This window comes from Achromobacter agilis (genome assembly GCF_900496965.1).
Lineage (GTDB): Bacteria > Pseudomonadota > Gammaproteobacteria > Burkholderiales > Burkholderiaceae_B > Achromobacter > Achromobacter agilis.
Window position 1 is genome coordinate 55,732 of record NZ_UFQB01000028.1, and the last position, 16,939, is coordinate 72,670.

Sequence of the window (16,939 nt, forward strand, 5' to 3'; positions counted from 1 at the left end):
TGCGGCGGGCGATAAAGCGGCCATCAAAAGCAAAGACATTCCGAGGAGGAAATATGACAAACCCCGCCCATCCACCCACCGCCAAGCAGCCGGTGCGCGCCGCCGCCGCCGCGTTCATCGGCACCACCATCGAGTGGTACGACTTCTACATCTACGCCACCGCGGCCGCGCTGGTCTTCGGCAAGGTGTTTTTCCCGGCGGCGGACCCTTTCGTCAGCACGATGGCGTCGTTCGGCACTTTCGCGGCAGGGTTCCTGGCCAGGCCGCTGGGAGGGCTGGTGTTCGGCCATCTGGGCGACCGGATCGGGCGCAAGAACGCGCTGATGGCCACGCTGATCATCATGGGCGTGGCCACGGTGGGCATAGGCCTGCTTCCCGGCTACGAACAGGCCGGCCTGCTGGCGCCCGCGCTGCTGTTGCTGCTGCGCCTGGCGCAAGGCCTTGCGGTGGGCGGCGAATGGGGCGGAGCCGTGCTGATGGCGGGCGAGCATGCGTCCCAGCGCCGCCGCACGTTCGCGGCGTCCTTCGCGCAGTTGGGAAGCCCGGCCGGCCTGATCCTCTCTCTGGTGGCCTTCCGCCTGATCACCACGCTGGACGAGGCCGATTTCCTGGCCTGGGGCTGGCGCATACCGTTCCTCGTCAGCGCCGTCCTGCTGGCGGTCGGTTATTTCATCCGGATCGGCGTGAGCGAATCGCCTGATTTCGCCAAGGTGCTTGCGCGCCAGGAGACGCTGGAGATCCCGGCCCGCGAAGTCATGCGCACGGCCTGGCGCACGGTGCTGTTGTGCATGGGGGTTTGCACCGTCGCCATCGGCGGCATTTATTTCACCAATACCTTCATGCTGGCCTACACGACGCAGACGCTCGGCCTGGACCGCGCGATGATCCTCGACTGCCTGTTCGCGGTCGCGATCATCCAGTTCTTCGTGCAGCCGCTGGCCGCCTGGTTCGCGGAATCGCTGGGCACGGCGCGCGTGCTGATCGTCGCCGCCGCCTGCTCGGTGCTGGCGCCGTATCCGATGTTCATGCTGGTCAGCCATGCCACGCCCCTGAGCATCGTGGCGGGCATCGCGATTGTGCTGGTGTTCATGGCGACGATCTACTCGGCCATGGCCGGCTTTATCAGTTCGGCTTTCGACACCCATGTGCGCTATTCGGGGATTTCGCTCTCGTACCAGTTGTGCGGGGCGATCGCCGGCGGCTTCACGCCCTTGGTCGGCACCTGGCTGTCGCACCGGTACCCGGGCCAGTGGATGCCGTTGGCGCTGTTCTATTCGGGCCTTTCGCTCATCACCCTGGTTTCGATCTGGGGCCTGGCGGCGCACAAGCAGCGCGCCGCCGGAGCCGCAACGGCCGCCACCCGCGCCGCCTGAGCCGTATCACTCCCGTCTTGCTCACATTCAAGGAGATTGCATGGACAACGCAACAGCGCCCACCGCGCTGACTTCCGAACAAATCAGCCGCATCCTGCGGGCCGTCGACGAACGCTTCGATGCGCAGCTAGCCTTCACGCAGGATCTGGTGCGCTTTCCCTCGCTGCGCGAACAGGAGCATACGGCCCAGGACTTTCTGTACGAGGCGATGCGCCAGCGCGGCTTCTCGATGGACCGCTGGAAGATCGACGTCGATGACATCCGCTCCCATCCGGGCTTCGGTCCCGTCACGGTGTCATACGAAAACGCCTTCAACGTGGTCGGAACCTATCGGCCCGACGTGCAGACGGGCCGTTCCCTGATCCTCAACGGACATATCGACGTGGTTCCCACCGGCCCCCAGGAAATGTGGAGCCGCTCGCCCTGGGATCCCGCCATCATCGACGGCTGGATGTACGGCCGCGGCGCGGCCGACATGAAAGCCGGGCTGGCGGCGAACCTGTATGCCTACGATGCGCTGCGGACGGCAGGCTATGCACCGGGGGCTCCCATCCATTTCCAGTCGGTGGTGGAGGAAGAGTGCACGGGCAACGGCGCGTTGGCGGCCCTGCTGCGCGGCTACAAGGCCGACGCCGTCATCATCCCCGAGCCGGAAGAGAACATGCTGGTGCGCGCCAACGTGGGCGTGTTGTGGTTCAAGGTCCGCGTGCAGGGGCATCCCACGCACACGCGGGAAATGGCCAACGGCTTCAATGCCATCGACGCGGCCTACGCCGCGATAGAGGCGCTGCGCCGGGTGGAAGCGAAGTGGAACGGGCAACACCATTGCCACCGGCACTTCGAGCACCTGGACCATCCCATCAACTTCAACATCGGCAAGATCGTGGGCGGCGACTGGCCATCGACGGTGCCGCCATGGTGCGAGTTCGATGTGCGCGCCGCCATCTATCCGGGCACCACGGCCGACGAGGCGCGGGCCGAGATCGACGCCTGCCTGCGCGAGGCCGTGTCGGATCCGCGCCTGGGGGGCACCCCGCCGCAGGTGACCTACACCGGGTTCTATGCCGAAGGCTATGTGCTGGAGGAGGGGTCGGACGCCGAGAACACGCTGCGCGATTGCCATCGGCAGGCGTTCCAGAGCGAACTGCAGAGTTTCACGACGCCGGGCTACCTGGACGCGCGCGTGTTCGTGATCTACGGAGATATGCCGACGCTGGTGTATGGCCCCAAATCGCTGGACATCCACGGTTTCGACGAGCGCGTCCACCTGGAATCGCTGCGCCTGATCACCAAGACGATTGCGCTGTTCATCGCGCAATGGTGCGGTTTGCAGGCGCCGGCATAAGGGCCGCGGGGCGCGGCCGTTCGTGGATCAGGCCGAGGGCGGAACGTAGCCCTGGGCTTCGACGTTGCCGTCTTCGAACAGGAAGCGCTCCATCTGTTCTTTCAGGTACTTGCGCGCGCGGGCGTCGGCCAGGTTCAGGCGGTTTTCATTGACCAGGCGAGTCTGGATGCCCTTCCATTCTTCCCAGGCTTCCTTGGAAATGCTTTGCCAGATGCGCGTGCCGAGTTCGCCGGGGTAGGGCGGGAAATCCAGCCCTTCGGCTTCACGCTTCAATTTCACACAGTTGATGATACGAGCCATGATTCGCTGCCGGAAAAATGAGTAAGCCGGTATTTTACCGGGCTTGGCCCCCCATGGACGCCAAGCCCCTTCAGCCTCTGCGGTAACCGTCCCGCGCCGGGGCGTTTACAGCTTCTTGATGAAGACCAGGCTATTGCGCGAACGGTTGTAGTTGTTCTGCTTTTCGCGGGGCAGGTCGGCGATGCCGCCCTGCACGAAGCCGCGTTTCATGAACCAGTGCGAGGTGCGGGTGGTCAGCACGAACAGCCGCTTGGCGCCGGCGGCCCGCGCGCGGGATTCCATGTGGCGCAGCAGGATTTCTCCTTCGCCCGAGCCTTGCCATTCCGGATGGACGATCAGGCAGGCCATTTCGGCCATCTGGTCTTCCGGGAAGCTGTGTAGGGTGGCGCAGCCGTAGATCACGCCGTCGTGCTCCAGCACCGTGAAGTTCTCCACGTCCCGTTCGACCACGCTGCGCGGGCGGGGCACCAGGGTGCCGTCGGCTTCCAGCGGCTCGATCAGGCTGAGAATCGCGCCCACGTCGTCGATCGTGGCCGGGCGCAGGTCGTCCAGCGTATCTTCGACCACCATGGTGCCCACGCCGTCGTGGGTGAAGATCTCGAGCAGCACGCTGCCGTCCAGCGTGAAGGGCAGCAGGTGCGAGCGGGCCACGCCGCGTTTGACGGCCAGGGACGCGCATTGCAGGAAGGCGTGGGTTTCCTCGTCCAGCGTGCCGGCCGCCAGCAGCGCGTCGGCGTCCACTCGGGCCAGTTCGGTGTCCAGCGTGCCGTCGTCGTTCATCACGCCCGGCGAACCGGATAGGAAGATCAGCTTTTCGGCGCGCAGCGCCACGGCGACGCTGGTGGCCAGGTCTTCCATGGCCAGGTTGAAGGCGTCGCCGGTGGGCGAGAAACCCAGTGGCGACAGCAGCACGACGGACGAGCCTTTCTCGATGGCGAATTTCAGCGCGTCGATGTCGATCTTGCGGACCTGGCCGGTGTGCTTGTAGTCCACGCCGTCGATCACGCCGGCCGGGCGGGCCGTGACGAAGTTGCCGGAAATGACGCGGATGTGCGAGTGCGACATGGGCGTGTTCGGCAGGCCCTGGCTGAAGGCGGCCTCGATATCCAGGCGGATCTCGCCGGCGGCTTCTTTGGCGCATTCCAGGGCGGCGGCGTCGGTGGGGGACATGCCGCGGTCGAACTGCTGCGTAAAGCCCTTCAGGCGCAGCTGCTCATTGACCTGCGGACGGGAGCCGTGCACCAGGATCAGGCGGATGCCCAGCGAGGACAGCAGCGACAGGTCCTGGACCAGCGCATTGAGCGCGCCGGCCTGCACCAGCTCGCCACCGAACGCCACCACGAATGTCTTGCCTCGGAATGCATGCACATGGGGCGCCACGTCTCGAAACCATCGGACGAACTGGGCGGGTGCGAATTCGGGGGCTTCGAGGGCGGAGACGGTGTCTGGTTCCAGGTCGGGCATGATGGGGGGAGGAATTCCTGAGAGTCGGTCAAAACGCGGCGCCATGCCGCGTCATAGCGCCGTCGCGCGGACGGCGTGGCGAAATTATATGACCGCCGGGGCCTGGCACATGCGGAATTCAGGGCGGATTCCGTGCCTGATTTGCCGGTTTCGGGCCGGACCGCCCGGCAGGACGTGCGCGGAAATTTATAATGTCGGCCTAACCGGACTATCGTACATGCCTGAATCCTCCAGCCCGCGGGCGCCCAAGGCCGCGGACGCGGCGGCCCCGGCGGCGGCCGCCGCGCAGAAAGCGCGCCGAGCGCCGCGCCCCGAGCGGCCCATCCCCGTGGTGACCTATCCCGAAGACCTGCCCGTCAGCGCGCGGCGCCAGGAGATCGCGCGCGCCATCGCTGGCCATCAGGTCGTGATCGTCAGCGGCGAGACCGGCTCTGGCAAGACCACCCAGCTGCCCAAGATCTGCCTAGAACTGGGCCGCGGCCGCCAGAAGATGATCGGCCACACCCAGCCGCGCCGCCTGGCGGCGACCTCGGTGGCCAAGCGCATCGCCGAGGAACTGAATACGCCGATGGGCGAGGTGGTGGGCTACCAGGTGCGGTTCAACGACCGCACCGGCCCCAATGCGTCCATCAAGCTGATGACGGACGGCATCCTGCTGGCCGAGTCGCAGCGCGATCCGCTCCTGCGCCGCTACGACACCATCATCATCGACGAGGCGCACGAACGCAGCCTGAACATCGATTTCCTGCTGGGCTACCTGAAGCAGCTGTTGCCGCGCCGCCCGGACCTGAAGCTCATCATCACCTCGGCCACGATCGATGCCGAGCGCTTCGCCCGGCACTTCGCGGCGTCCGAGGACAAGCCGGCGCCGGTCATCGAGGTGTCCGGCCGCCTGTACCCGGTCGAGGTCCGCTACCGGCCCGTGCGCGAAGATGCGGCGGAAGACCAGGCGCCGGCCGCCGGCAAACCCGGCCGCGAGCGCATGTCGGGCGACGAAGAGCGCGATCTGATCGACGCCATCGTCGATGCCGTGGACGAGTGCGCGCGGCATGGCCCGGGCGACGTGCTGGTCTTCCTGCCGGGCGAACGCGAGATCCGCGAATCCGCCGAGGCGCTGCGCAAGCGCCATCCGGCGGGCACCGAAGTGTTGCCGCTCTATGCGCGGTTGTCGCAGGCCGAGCAGGAACAGATCTTCCATCCGCGCACCAATGCGCGGCGCATCGTGCTGGCCACCAACGTGGCGGAAACCTCGCTGACCGTGCCCGGCATCCGTTTCGTGGTCGACAGCGGGCTGGCGCGCATCAAGCGGTATTCCTGGCGCAACAAGGTCGAACAGCTGCGGATCGAACCGGTCAGCCGGGCATCGGCCAACCAGCGCGCCGGCCGCTGCGGCCGGGTCGGGCCGGGCGTCTGCATCCGGCTATACGACGAGCAGGATTTCAACAACCGGGCCGCGTTCACGGATCCGGAAGTGCTGCGTTCCTCGCTGGCGTCGGTCATCCTTCGGATGAAGTCGCTGAACCTGGACGACATCGAGCAGTTCCCCTTTGTCGAAGCGCCCCCCGGGCGCGCCGTGGCCGACGGCTACCACCTGCTGCAGGAACTGGGCGCGATCGAACTGGCGCCGGCAGCTGGCGACGAGGCGGACGGCACGCGCACCGGCGCCTCGTTCGCGCTTACGCCCAGCGGCCGCGAGCTGGCCAAGCTGCCCGTGGACCCGCGTATCGGCCGGATGATCCTGGCCGCGCGGGAGCAGCAGTGCCTGGCGGAAATGCTGATCATCGCCTCGGCCCTGTCCGTGCAGGACCCGCGCGACCGCCCCATGCAGGAGCGCGAGGCCGCCGAGGCCGCGCACGCCAAGTTCGGCGACGACAAATCCGAGTTCATTTCCTTCCTGAAGCTGTGGCGCTGGTACGGCGAGCAGGTGCAGCACAAAGCATCGCAGCGCAAGCTGGTGGCGCTGCTGCGCCAGAACTTCCTGTCGCCCATCCGGCTGCGCGAATGGCACGACGTGCACACCCAGCTGGCGGCCCTGGTGGGCGAGCAGGGCTGGCGCGTGAACCAGACGGAAGCCACCTACGAACAACTGCACCTGGCGCTGCTGTCGGGGCTGCTGGGCAACATCGGCTTCAAGAGCGACGAAGGCGGGCACTACCAGGGCGCCCGCGAGATCCGTTTTCACATCCATCCGGGTTCGCGGCTGGTGAAAAAGGCGGGGCGCTGGATCGTCGCCGCCGAACTGGTCGAGACCACGCGGCTGTACGCGCGCTGCGTGGCGCGGATCGATCCGGCGTGGCTGGAAAAAGTGGCGGCGCACCTGATCCGCAGGAACTGGTCCGATCCCCGCTGGGAGAAGAAGGCCGGCCAGGTCGTGGCCAATGAACGGGCCACGCTGTACGGGCTGGTCATTTATGCCGGCCGCCGCATCCACTACGGCCGCGTCAATCCCACGCATGCGCGCGAGCTCTTCATCCGCCAGGCCCTGGTGCCGGGCGAGATCGATACGCGCCTGGCCTTCGTGGCGCACAATCGCAAGCTGATCGCCGGCATCGAGAAGCTCGAGCACCAGGCCCGCCGCCCGGACATCCTGGTCGACGACGAGTTGATCTATGCGTTCTACGACCGCCAGCTGCCCGCCGATATCTCGCAGACGGCCTCGCTGGAAAAGTGGGTGTCGGGCCTGGACAAGGCTGCGGCCGCCCAGCTGCTGCTGACCCGCGACGAACTGATGCGGCACGAGGCGGCCGGCGTCACGACCGACGTGTTTCCGAAGAAGGTGGAATGGCAGGGCGTGTCCATGGCCCTGGACTACCATTTCGAGCCTGGCTCGCCGCGCGACGGCGTGACGCTGTCGGTGCCGCTGTTTTCCCTGAACCAGATCGACCCGGCGCGCTGCGAATGGCTGGTGCCCGGCATGCTCAAGGAAAAGGTGCACCTGCTGCTGAAGTCCCTGCCGCAGAAGCTGCGCCGCCATTGCGTGCCGCTGCCGGACTACGCCGCCGGCTTCTACGAGCGCTGGTTCGACCGCCTGGGCGACCCGCAGCAGGGCTTGGTGGACGCCATCACCGCCGATATGTGGAGCCAGGTGCAGGTCCGGCCGGCCGTGGGGGACTTCAAGCTGGAAACCCTGCCCGCTCACCTGTTCATGAACTTCCGCGTGGTCGACGAGCACGGCCGCATGCTGGCCGCCGGGCGCAACTTGGCCCAGCTGCGCGCCGAATTCGGCAAGCAGGCGCAGGCCACCTTCCAGCAGCTGGCGGCCAGCGACACGCAGGTCGCCCAGGCGCTGGCGCATGAAAACCTGACATCGTGGTCCTTCGGTCCGCTGCCGGAGATCATGGAGATCAAGCGGCGCGGGCAGTCCGTCATCGGCTACCCGGCATTGGTGGACCGCGGCGCGCACTGCGACCTGGACGTGTTCGACGATCCGGACGAGGCCCGCAAGCACCATCGCGCCGGCCTGCTCCGGCTGTTCCGCCTGGGGCTGCGCGAGCAGGTGAAGTTCCTGGAAAAGAACCTGACGGACCTGACCCGCATCAGCATGCTCTACATGACACTGGGCACGCAGGAAGAACTGCGGGACCAGATCATCGACTGCGCGCTCGGGCAGGCCTGCCTGGCCGAGCCGTGGCCGGTGAACGAGCAGCAGTTCGAAGCCCGGCGCGCCGACGGCAAGGGCCGGCTCGGCCTGCTGGCCCAGGAAGTGGCGCGGCTGGCGGGGGCGGTGCTGACGGAGTATGCGGCCGTGCAGCGCAAGTTGCCCCAGGCCAAGCCGCACGCCACGGCCTACGCCGACCTGCAGGCGCAGTTGGGCGCGCTGATGCCCAAGTGGTTCATCCGCGATACGCCCTATGCGCAGCTCGCGCATTTCCCGCGCTATCTGAAAGCGGTCCTGGCGCGCATCGACAAGCTGCGCGCCGACCCGGCGCGCGACGCCAAGCTGGTGGCCGAAATGGCGCCGCTCGTCACGCAATACCAGCGCGCGCGATCGGCGCTCAAGGGGGCGCCGGATCCGCGGCTGGATGAATTCCGGTGGCTGCTGGAGGAGTTGCGGGTGGCGCTGTTCGCGCAGGAGCTGCGCACGCCGATGCCGGTTTCCGTGAAGCGGCTGATGAAAAGCTGGGAGTCGTTACAGCGCTAGGAAACCGGCGACGACCAGGATGATCAGGCCGTACTTGGTGGCCTTGTAGGCGGTGCGGTTCCAGGTCTTGAAGGCCTTGCGCTTCTGGTCGATGACCCAGTGCGCATGCGTCAGCTTGTTGATCGCGCCGGTCTGGTCGCCGCCGTCGTTGGGCGAACTGGCCGCCGACATCACCACCCGGCCGAACCAGCGGTTGAAGGCTTCGGCCCAGCGCCATTTGAGCGGGCGCTCGACGTCGCAGAACAGGATGATGCGGTTCTGCTCGCTGCGGTTGTAGGCCTCGTGGACGTAGGTTTCGTCGAACACCACGCTTTCGCCGTCGCGCCAGCTGTAGGGTTCGCCGTCGACGATGATGTGGCAGCGGTCGTCGTTGGGCGTGACCAGGCCCAGGTGATAGCGCAGGGACCCTGCGAACGGATCGCGGTGCCGGTTGAGCTGGCCGCCCGGCGGCAGCTCGGCGAACATCGCGGCCTTGACCTTGGGCAGGGTCTTCAGGATGGCGACGGTCTTGGGGCAGAGTTCTTCCGCGGATGGGTGGCGCGCGTCGTACCACTTCAGGTAGAAGCGCTTCCAGCCGTACTTGAAGAAGGAGTTGAAGCCGATGTCGTTATGGGTGTCGGCGGCCTTGATGCGCCGCAGTTCGGCCATCTGCACGGCTTCTTCGCGGATCGTCTCCCAGTTGTCGTCCAGCACCTTGAGCTCGGCGATCTCGCTCGTCGTCAGGTAGGGGGTGGGCGGCACGCGCGAGGCGAGCACCATGAAGGCGTTGACGGGGGCGAGCAGCACGGAGTGGTCCAGCAGTTGCCGGCCCAGCGGCAGCCTGACGCGGCCGCGGAAGTGCGCAAACAGGATGGCGGCCAGCCAGATCCCGGGAATTAGCCATTTCATACGTAAATCTCGTGCAGCAATGCAAGGGTCAAATCCAAGGGGTATTGTTACACAGGCTGCGGCGGCGGCCCGCCCGGATCGCACGGCTTGCCGGCTTTGACCGGTACAATTCTGGCTATGTCCGAAGCCGTAACAAATCCGTCCCCCTTTGTTCATCTGCGCGTTCACTCCGAGTTCTCGGTCGTGGACGGCATCGTGCGCATTCCCGATCTCATCAAGCGCGTGGCCAAGCTGGGCCAGCCCGCCGTCGCGCTGACCGATCTGTCGAACCTTTTCGGCCTGATCAAGTTCTACAAGGGCGCGCGCGGCGCGGGCGTGAAACCCATCGCGGGCTGCGACGTCTGGCTTGCCAACGACGATGATCCCGCCAAGCCGTTCCGCCTGCTGCTGCTGGTGCGCAATCACAAGGGTTATCTGAACTTGTGCGAATTGCTCACCCAGGCCTTCCTGACCAATCAGGGCAAGGGCCGCGCCGAGATCCGGCGTGAGTGGCTGCAGGGGCAGGACGGCCTGATCGCCCTGTCGGGCGGGCGCGGGGGCGATGTGGGGCAGGCGCTGGAAGCCGGCAACGCCGTCTCGGCGCTGGCGCTGGCGCGCCAGTGGGCGCACCTGTTCCCGGGCAGCTACTACATTGAACTGCAGCGCGCCGGCATGGATGGCGACGAGGCCTATACCCAGGCCGCGATGCGCCTCGCGGCCGAGGCCGGTCTGCCGGTGGTGGCCACGCACCCGGTGCAATTCCTGGACGAATTCGAATTCCAGGCGCACGAGGCCCGGGTCTGCATCGCCGAAGGCGAAATCCTGGCCAACCCGCGCCGCGTGCGCCGGTTCAGCAAGGAGCAGTACCTGCTCAGCTCCGAGGAAATGGCCCGGCGCTTCGCCGATGTGCCTTCGGCGCTGGCCAACACGGTGGAAATCGCCAAGCGCTGCAACCTGAGCCTGGTGCTGGGCAAGCCGCGCCTGCCCAATTTCCCGACGCCCGAGGGCGTGACGCTCGACGACTACCTCGTCCAGCTGTCGGAAGAGGGCCTGGAAAAGCGCATGCGCTTCCTGTTCCCCGACGATGCCGAACGCGAATCCAAGCGCGAGCAATACTACGAGCGCCTGCGCTGGGAATGCAAGACCATCATCCAGATGGGCTTCCCGGGTTACTTCCTGATCGTGCAGGACTTCATCAACTGGGGCAAGAACAACGGGGTGCCGGTGGGGCCGGGGCGGGGGTCGGGCGCGGGTTCGCTCGTGGCCTACGCGCTGGGCATTACCGACCTGGACCCGATCCGCTACGACTTGCTGTTCGAACGCTTCCTGAATCCCGAGCGGGTCTCCATGCCCGACTTCGATATCGATTTCTGCCAGGATAACCGCGAACGGGTCATCGACTACGTCAAGGAAAAGTACGGTCGCGCCGCCGTAAGCCAGATCGCCACCTTCGGCACGCTGGGCGCGAAGGCCGTGGTGCGCGACGCGGGCCGCGTGCTGGACATGCCCTATATGTTCTGCGACGGCCTGTCCAAGCTGATCCCGTTCAACCCGATGGATCCCTGGTCGCTCGAACGCACCCTGAAGGATGAACCTGCCTTCAAGGACCGCTACGAGCAGGAAGAGGAAGTGCGCGCGCTGGTCGACCTGGCGAAGCCGCTGGAGGGCCTGACGCGCAACATCGGCATGCACGCCGGCGGCGTGCTCATTGCGCCCGGCAAGCTCACCGATTTCTGCCCGCTGTATTGCCAGCCGGGGCAGGAAAACAGCGCCGTCTCGCAGTTCGACAAAGACGACGTCGAGGCCGCCGGCCTGGTGAAGTTCGACTTTCTGGGCCTGCGCAACCTGACCATCCTGGACTGGGCCGTGCGCTACGTGCGCCAGTTCAACGAAGGCAAGCGCGACTTCGACGTCATGGCCCTGGCGCTGGACGACCCGGCCGCCTACAAGATCCTGTGCGACGCCAACACGACCGCCGTGTTCCAGCTGGAATCGCGCGGCATGAAGGAGCTGCTGAAAAAGCTCCGGCCGAACACGTTCGAAGACATCATCGCCATGCTGGCCCTGTATCGGCCGGGGCCGCTCGAATCCGGCATGGTGGACGACTTCGTCAACCGCAAGCACGGCCGTGCGGCGGTCGACTACTTCCACTCCGACCTGGAAGCGACCCTGAAGAGCACCTACGGGGTTATCGTCTACCAGGAACAGGTGATGCTGATCTCGCAGATCATCGGCGGCTATTCGCTGGGCGGCGCCGACCTGCTGCGCCGCGCCATGGGCAAGAAAAAGCCCGAGGAAATGGCCAAGCACCGGGAGCTGTTCGAACAAGGCGCCAAGGAAAAGGGCCACGATCCCGACCTGGCGGTCAAGCTGTTCGACCTGATGGAGAAGTTCGCGGGCTACGGCTTCAACAAGTCGCACTCGGCCGCGTACGCGCTGATCTCCTACCAGACGGCATGGCTCAAGGCCTACCATCCGACGGAGTTCCTGGCCGCGACCATGTCCTCCGATATGGACGACACGGACAAGGTCCAGATCTTCTGCCGCGACGCCCAGGACAACGGCGTCGAGGTGTTGCCGCCGGACGTCAACTTCTCGGGCTACCGCTTCGAGCCCGTGGCCGACAAGCACACCGAAAAGGGCAAACCGCCGCGCACCATGCGCTACGGCCTGGGGGCGGTCAAGGGTACGGGGCAGGGCGCCGTCGAGGACATCCTGCGCGCGCGCAAGGAAGGCGGCCCCTTCCTCAACCTGTTCGACTTCTGCCGCCGAGTCAGCAAGCACGCGGTCAACCGCCGCACCATCGAAGCCCTGATCAAGGCCGGCGCCTTCGACACCATCGAGCCCAACCGGGCGGCGATGCTGGCGTCGGTGCCCACCGCGATGGAAGCCGCCGAACAGGCGGCCCGCAGCGCCAACCAGGCTTCACTCTTCGGCGACGACAGCAGCGACGTGGTGGCCGGCGAACTGGCCAAGGTCGCTCCCTGGGACCTGCACAAGAAGCTCACGGAAGAAAAGACCGCGCTGGGCTATTACTACAGCGGGCACCTGTTCGATGCCTGGCGCGACGAAGTGCGCCGCATCGTGCCGATGCAGCTGGCGCGGGTGGAGCCGCAGCGCGATCTGCAATGGATGTGCGGCGTGCTGGCCAGCGTGCGCGTCATGATGACGCGCCGGGGCAAGATGGTTTTCGCCGTGCTCGACGACGGCACCGCGCAGGTGGAAATCTCGGTTTTCAACGAACTCTACGAGAAGCACCGCAACCGGCTGCGCGAAGACCAGCTCGTCATCGTCCAGGGCAAGGTCAGCAACGACGATTATTCCGGCGGCATGCGCATCGTGGCCGAGCAGCTCTATGACCTGCAACTGGCCCGCGAAGCCCGGGCCAAGTCGCTGCGCGTCAGGCTCAACGGCAGCGCCGACGCGGTCCGCCTGCGGCAGATGCTGAATCCGTTCCGCGCGGAACCCGAAAACGGCATCCCCGGCGTGCCGGTCGACATCGTCTATTCCAAGAACAATTTCCTGTGCACGGTCCGGCTGGGCGAGGAGTGGCGCGTCCGCATGGCCGATACGCTGCTGGCGAACCTGAACGAATGGACCAAGCCGGATGGCGTGGAGGTGACCTATTGATGCGTAGCCTGCGTATCGTCCACTCGGAAGCCGCTACCAGCTTTGGCGGCCAGGAAGGGCGCATCTTCAAGGAGATGACCGCCATGCGCGCGCGCGGCCATCACATGGAGGCCATCTGCCAGCCCAAGGCATTGCTGGCGGAACGCCTGTCGGACGCGGGCTTCACCGTGCACACGCTCGAAATGGACGGCGTGGCGAACTACCTGAAAGGCATCGCCACCATCCGCGGCATCCTGCGCGAAGGCCGCTACGACGTGCTCAACACGCACAGCCGGCGCGATACGGTCATCGCGGCGGCCGCGGCCCGGCTGGCCGGGACGCCGCTCATCGTGCGCACCCGTCACCTGTCCAACAAGGTGGGCTCGTTGTGGTCCTACACGCGCCTGCCGCACCGGGTCACGACGGTCAGCGACCACGTGCGCCAGCATCTCATCGACCGCGGCGTGCCTGCCGACCGCGTGGCGACGGTCTATTCGCCCATTGTGCTGCCGCCGCCGGTCGAGCATTCCACGCTGCGCGAGGAACTCGGCCTGGCCGATGACGACATCGTCGTCGGCTGCGTGGCCGTCATGCGCGCCACCAAGGGGCACAAGGACCTGATCGATGCGATTGCGCCGCTGATGGCCAGCCGGCCCAAGCTGCACCTGGTGTTCGTCGGGGGCGGTTCGCCGGTATTCGAGCAGACCCAGTCCTATGTCGCCGAACGGGGGCTGCAGGACCGCATCCACCTGATGGGCATGCGGCGCGACGTGCCCAACCTGCTGGCGGGCTTCGACCTCTTCGCCCTGGCGACCCAGCAGGAAGCGTCCGGCACCGTCTACGTCGAGGCGCAGGCCAGCGGCCTGCCGGTCATCGGCACGGACGTCGGCGGCGTGTCTGAAATGTTCCGCGACGGCGAAACCGGCATCCTGGTGCCGCCCAAGGACGCCCGCGCCCTGACGGACGCGCTCCAGCGCCTGATCGACGACGCCGGCCTGCGCCGCCGCATGGGAGATGCGGGCCGCAAGATGGTCTGGGACGAGGGCGTATTTTCGCCTGCCCGGCTGGCGGAAACCACCGAGGCCGTCTACACCCGGTGGCTGGCGGAGCGCTCGGGATGAATGCGCCCAACGTCCCGGTGCTGATGTACCACCATGTCACGCCGGCAGGCGGCATGATCGCGGCGACGCCCGATGTTTTCGAGGCCCAGATTGCGCGCCTGGCGCGCGCCGGCTACCAGTCGTTGTCGGCCGGACAGTTCGCGGCGTACCTGGCGGGCGGCGATGCGCCCGAACGGTCCGTGCTGATCACCTTCGACGACGGCTACCTGAACAACTGGGTGCACGCGCATCCGGTGCTGGCGCGCTACGGAATGCGCGCCGTCCTGTTCACCATCACGGGCTGGATCGGCGATGGGCCGGTCCGGCTGCACGCGGGCCAGGGCGGGCCCTTGCCCGCCACGCCGGACCACGACGCCTGCAAGCAACTGGTGGCGGCGGGCAGGGCCGACGAGGCCATGCTGCGCTGGAGCGAGATCGAGGCCATGCTGGCCGCGGGCACCTTTGAATTCCATTCCCACACGCATACCCACACGCGTTGGGACAAGGTCTGCGGCGCGGACACGGACGCCAAGCGCGCGCATATCGCTCAGGAACTGCGCGACTCGCGCGAGACGCTGGAACGGCGGCTGGGCCAGGCGAGCGATCATCTCTGCTGGCCCCAGGGCTATTTCGACGCAGACTACGTGGCCGCGGCCCGCCAGGCCGGGTTCCGCCACCTGTACACTACCGACCCTTTCGGCCAGAACACCCCGGGCGCGGATCCCGGGCATATCTACCGTTTCGCGGTGCGCAACCAGGGCGGCTCGTGGCTGAACCGGCGCATCTGGCTGTCGCGCGACCCATTCTGGGGGCCGCGCTTCCACGCCTGGAAGGCCTGGAAAAAGCGTCTTAGGAATCGCGGATGAAGTTATCAGTCATCATCATCACCAAGAACGAGGCGGCCAACATCGCCGCCTGCATCAAGTCCGTGGCGTTCGCGGACGAGTTCATCGTCGTCGATTCGGGCAGCACCGACGGCACCGTGGAACTGGCGCAAGCCTTGGGAGCCCGGGTCGAGGTCACCTCCGACTGGCCGGGCTTCGGGCCGCAGAAGAACCGCGCGCTGGATCTGGCGACGGGCGACTGGGTGCTTTCCATCGACGCCGATGAGCGCGTCACGCCAGAGCTGGCCCAGGAGATCCAGGAGGCGTTGCGCGCGCCGCGGGCCGACGCCTACGAGATCGCGCGCCTGTCGAATTTCTGCGGCCGCGACATCCGCCACAGCGGCTGGTGGCCCGACTACGTGCTGCGCCTGTTCAAGCGGGGCACGGCGCGCTTCACGGACGCCGCGGTGCATGAACGCGTGGTGCCCGCCAACGGCCAGCCCCTGCGGATGCGCGGCTATTTCCATCACTACCCCTACGACAACCTGGATGCGCTGATCAACAAGGTCAACCGCTACTCGTCCGACGCGGCCGCCATGATGTACGCCAAAGGCCGGCGCACCTCGATCTTCGGCGCGCTGGGGCACGGTTTCTGGACCTTCGTGCGGATCTACCTGATCCGGCGCGGCTTCCTGGACGGCAAGCACGGCCTGGTGCTGGCCGTCACCGCCGCGGCAGGCAGTTTCTTCCGATATTCGAAGCTGATGTTCCTGGCCGACAAGAAAAAGTGAAGATCCTCTATACCAACTTCCACGCCGGCAATGGCGGGGGGCACGTCACCTACATCATCAATCTGGCGAAGGCGCTGGCCAAGGACCACCAGATCACGATCGCGGCGCCGCCCACCAGCCGGCTGTACCGCTACGCCAAGGCCATACCCGGGGTGACGGTGGAGGACATGCAGTACACGACGCGCCCGTCTTCCTGGTTCAAGGACCGCGCGCGGCTGCGCCGCCTGATCAAGGCCGGCCGCTACGACATCATCCACGCCAACGGGTCGGCCGACCACAAGCAGGTCATGCTGGCTACGCTGGGCCTGTCGCGGCGGCCGCGTATCGTGTTCACCAAACACAACGACCACCCCCTGACGAGCTTCGGGCACAAGCTGCGGGTGGCGCTGGCCACCGACCACGGCATCGCGGTCAGCGACTACATCCATGGCCTGATGGCGCGCTCGCCCTACGGCAAGCGTCCCATCACCACCATCCGCCACGGCATCGATACGGACTTCTTCGCGCCGCCGGCGCAGGAAGGCCTGGACGCGCTGCGGACCCGCATTTTCGGGCCGGACTGGCAGGGCAAGCTGCTGCTGGGCAGCGCGGGCGGCACCGACTACGACAAGGGCTGGCTGGACCTGGTGGCCGCCGTGGCCGCCTTGCCGCCCGCCGACAAGGCGCGGGTGCTGCTGATGGTGGCGGGGGATCCGCCTTCCGAGGCCAAGCTCGACCGGGTGCGCGAACTGGGCATGATCGGCCAGGTCCGGTTCCCCGGCCTGCTCGATGACGTGCGTCCCGCCCTGGCGGCCTGCCACGCCGGTTTCGTGCTGTCCTACCGCGAGGCGCTGTCGTTCGCCTGCCGCGAGATCATGGGACTGGGGCTGCCGGCCCTGGTCAGCGATGCGGGCGGCCTGCCCGAGAACGTCACCGACGGCGTGAACGGCTGGATCGTGCCCGTGCGCGACGTGCCGGCCATGACCGCCAGGCTGCGCTTCATGCTCGACCACCCCGACATCGTGCGCGCCATGGGTGCCAAGGCCCGGGAAACCAGCGTGAACGAATTCAACCTGGCGCGTTTCGCCGCCGCAACACTCGACGTCTACCGCCGTACTCTGGGGTAAAGCAGGGAACGGGCCTCTA

At 66.7% G+C, this 16,939-nt stretch carries 11 protein-coding genes; 8 read left to right on the forward strand and 3 right to left on the reverse strand.

Going from position 1 to position 16,939, the window contains the following annotated elements:
* Window positions 1–53: 53 nt before the first annotated feature.
* Both AGI3411_RS25595 and AGI3411_RS25600 read left to right on the forward strand, forming a co-directional pair.
* Entirely contained in the window at window positions 54–1,373 is a 1,320-nt protein-coding gene (locus AGI3411_RS25595; protein ID WP_129530127.1) for an MFS transporter, read from the forward strand.
* Between the two features lie 40 nt (window positions 1,374–1,413).
* On the forward strand, window positions 1,414–2,718 hold the full coding sequence (locus AGI3411_RS25600; RefSeq protein WP_129530128.1) for an ArgE/DapE family deacylase: 1,305 nt from the start codon (window positions 1,414–1,416) through the stop codon (window positions 2,716–2,718).
* A 27-nt stretch (window positions 2,719–2,745) separates the two neighbouring features.
* Here AGI3411_RS25600 and AGI3411_RS25605 read toward each other — a convergent pair whose 3' ends face one another.
* The gene (locus tag AGI3411_RS25605; RefSeq protein WP_129530129.1) at window positions 2,746–3,018 is read right to left on the reverse strand and encodes an oxidative damage protection protein; all 273 of its coding nucleotides are present in this window, start codon (window positions 3,016–3,018) and stop codon (window positions 2,746–2,748) included.
* 105 nt (window positions 3,019–3,123) lie between these two features.
* Window positions 3,124–4,482 carry an amino-acid N-acetyltransferase gene (argA, locus tag AGI3411_RS25610; RefSeq protein WP_129530130.1) on the reverse strand — a complete coding sequence of 453 codons (1,359 nt, stop codon included), beginning with the start codon at window positions 4,480–4,482 and terminating at the stop codon, window positions 3,124–3,126.
* Window positions 4,483–4,699: 217 nt separating this feature from the next.
* Between argA and hrpA the strand changes: the two genes are divergently transcribed.
* Entirely contained in the window at window positions 4,700–8,623 is a 3,924-nt protein-coding gene (hrpA, locus tag AGI3411_RS25615; protein WP_129530131.1) for an ATP-dependent RNA helicase HrpA, read from the forward strand.
* Here the strand turns inward: hrpA and lpxO are convergent.
* Window positions 8,612–9,511 (reverse strand): lipid A hydroxylase LpxO, encoded by a 900-nt coding sequence (gene lpxO / locus AGI3411_RS25620; protein ID WP_129530132.1) that lies wholly within the window; start codon window positions 9,509–9,511, stop codon window positions 8,612–8,614. The two genes, hrpA and lpxO, sit on opposite strands and share 12 nt — an antisense overlap.
* A gap of 117 nt (window positions 9,512–9,628) precedes the next feature.
* On the opposite strand from lpxO, the gene dnaE reads away from it, so the two are divergent.
* From dnaE to AGI3411_RS25645, 5 genes are read left to right on the forward strand one after another with little or no spacing between them, the layout of a single operon-like run.
* Entirely contained in the window at window positions 9,629–13,120 is a 3,492-nt protein-coding gene (gene dnaE / locus AGI3411_RS25625; protein WP_129530133.1) for a DNA polymerase III subunit alpha, read from the forward strand.
* Window positions 13,120–14,220 carry a glycosyltransferase family 4 protein gene (locus tag AGI3411_RS25630; protein WP_129530134.1) on the forward strand — a complete coding sequence of 367 codons (1,101 nt, stop codon included), beginning with the start codon at window positions 13,120–13,122 and terminating at the stop codon, window positions 14,218–14,220. Before dnaE ends, AGI3411_RS25630 begins: the two co-directional genes overlap by 1 nt.
* The gene (locus tag AGI3411_RS25635) at window positions 14,217–15,065 is read left to right on the forward strand and encodes a polysaccharide deacetylase family protein (protein ID WP_129530135.1); all 849 of its coding nucleotides are present in this window, start codon (window positions 14,217–14,219) and stop codon (window positions 15,063–15,065) included. Before AGI3411_RS25630 ends, AGI3411_RS25635 begins: the two co-directional genes overlap by 4 nt.
* Window positions 15,062–15,814, forward strand: a complete 753-nt coding sequence (locus tag AGI3411_RS25640) for a glycosyltransferase family 2 protein (protein WP_129530136.1) — start codon at window positions 15,062–15,064, stop codon at window positions 15,812–15,814. Before AGI3411_RS25635 ends, AGI3411_RS25640 begins: the two co-directional genes overlap by 4 nt.
* Window positions 15,811–16,920 carry a glycosyltransferase gene (locus AGI3411_RS25645; protein ID WP_129530137.1) on the forward strand — a complete coding sequence of 370 codons (1,110 nt, stop codon included), beginning with the start codon at window positions 15,811–15,813 and terminating at the stop codon, window positions 16,918–16,920. Before AGI3411_RS25640 ends, AGI3411_RS25645 begins: the two co-directional genes overlap by 4 nt.
* Window positions 16,921–16,939: the final 19 nt, after the last annotated feature.

Bases quoted from the DNA above. Each gene is read 5' to 3' on its own strand.
- AGI3411_RS25595 (WP_129530127.1), top strand. From the start codon at position 54: ATGACAAACCCCGCCCATCCACCCACCGCCAAGCAGCCGGTGCGCGCC.
- AGI3411_RS25600 (WP_129530128.1), top strand. From the start codon at position 1,414: ATGGACAACGCAACAGCGCCCACCGCGCTGACTTCCGAACAAATCAGC.
- AGI3411_RS25605 (WP_129530129.1), bottom strand. From the start codon at position 3,018: ATGGCTCGTATCATCAACTGTGTGAAATTGAAGCGTGAAGCCGAAGGG.
- argA (WP_129530130.1), bottom strand. From the start codon at position 4,482: ATGCCCGACCTGGAACCAGACACCGTCTCCGCCCTCGAAGCCCCCGAA.
- hrpA (WP_129530131.1), top strand. From the start codon at position 4,700: ATGCCTGAATCCTCCAGCCCGCGGGCGCCCAAGGCCGCGGACGCGGCG.
- lpxO (WP_129530132.1), bottom strand. From the start codon at position 9,511: ATGAAATGGCTAATTCCCGGGATCTGGCTGGCCGCCATCCTGTTTGCG.
- dnaE (WP_129530133.1), top strand. From the start codon at position 9,629: ATGTCCGAAGCCGTAACAAATCCGTCCCCCTTTGTTCATCTGCGCGTT.
- AGI3411_RS25630 (WP_129530134.1), top strand. From the start codon at position 13,120: ATGCGTAGCCTGCGTATCGTCCACTCGGAAGCCGCTACCAGCTTTGGC.
- AGI3411_RS25635 (WP_129530135.1), top strand. From the start codon at position 14,217: ATGAATGCGCCCAACGTCCCGGTGCTGATGTACCACCATGTCACGCCG.
- AGI3411_RS25640 (WP_129530136.1), top strand. From the start codon at position 15,062: ATGAAGTTATCAGTCATCATCATCACCAAGAACGAGGCGGCCAACATC.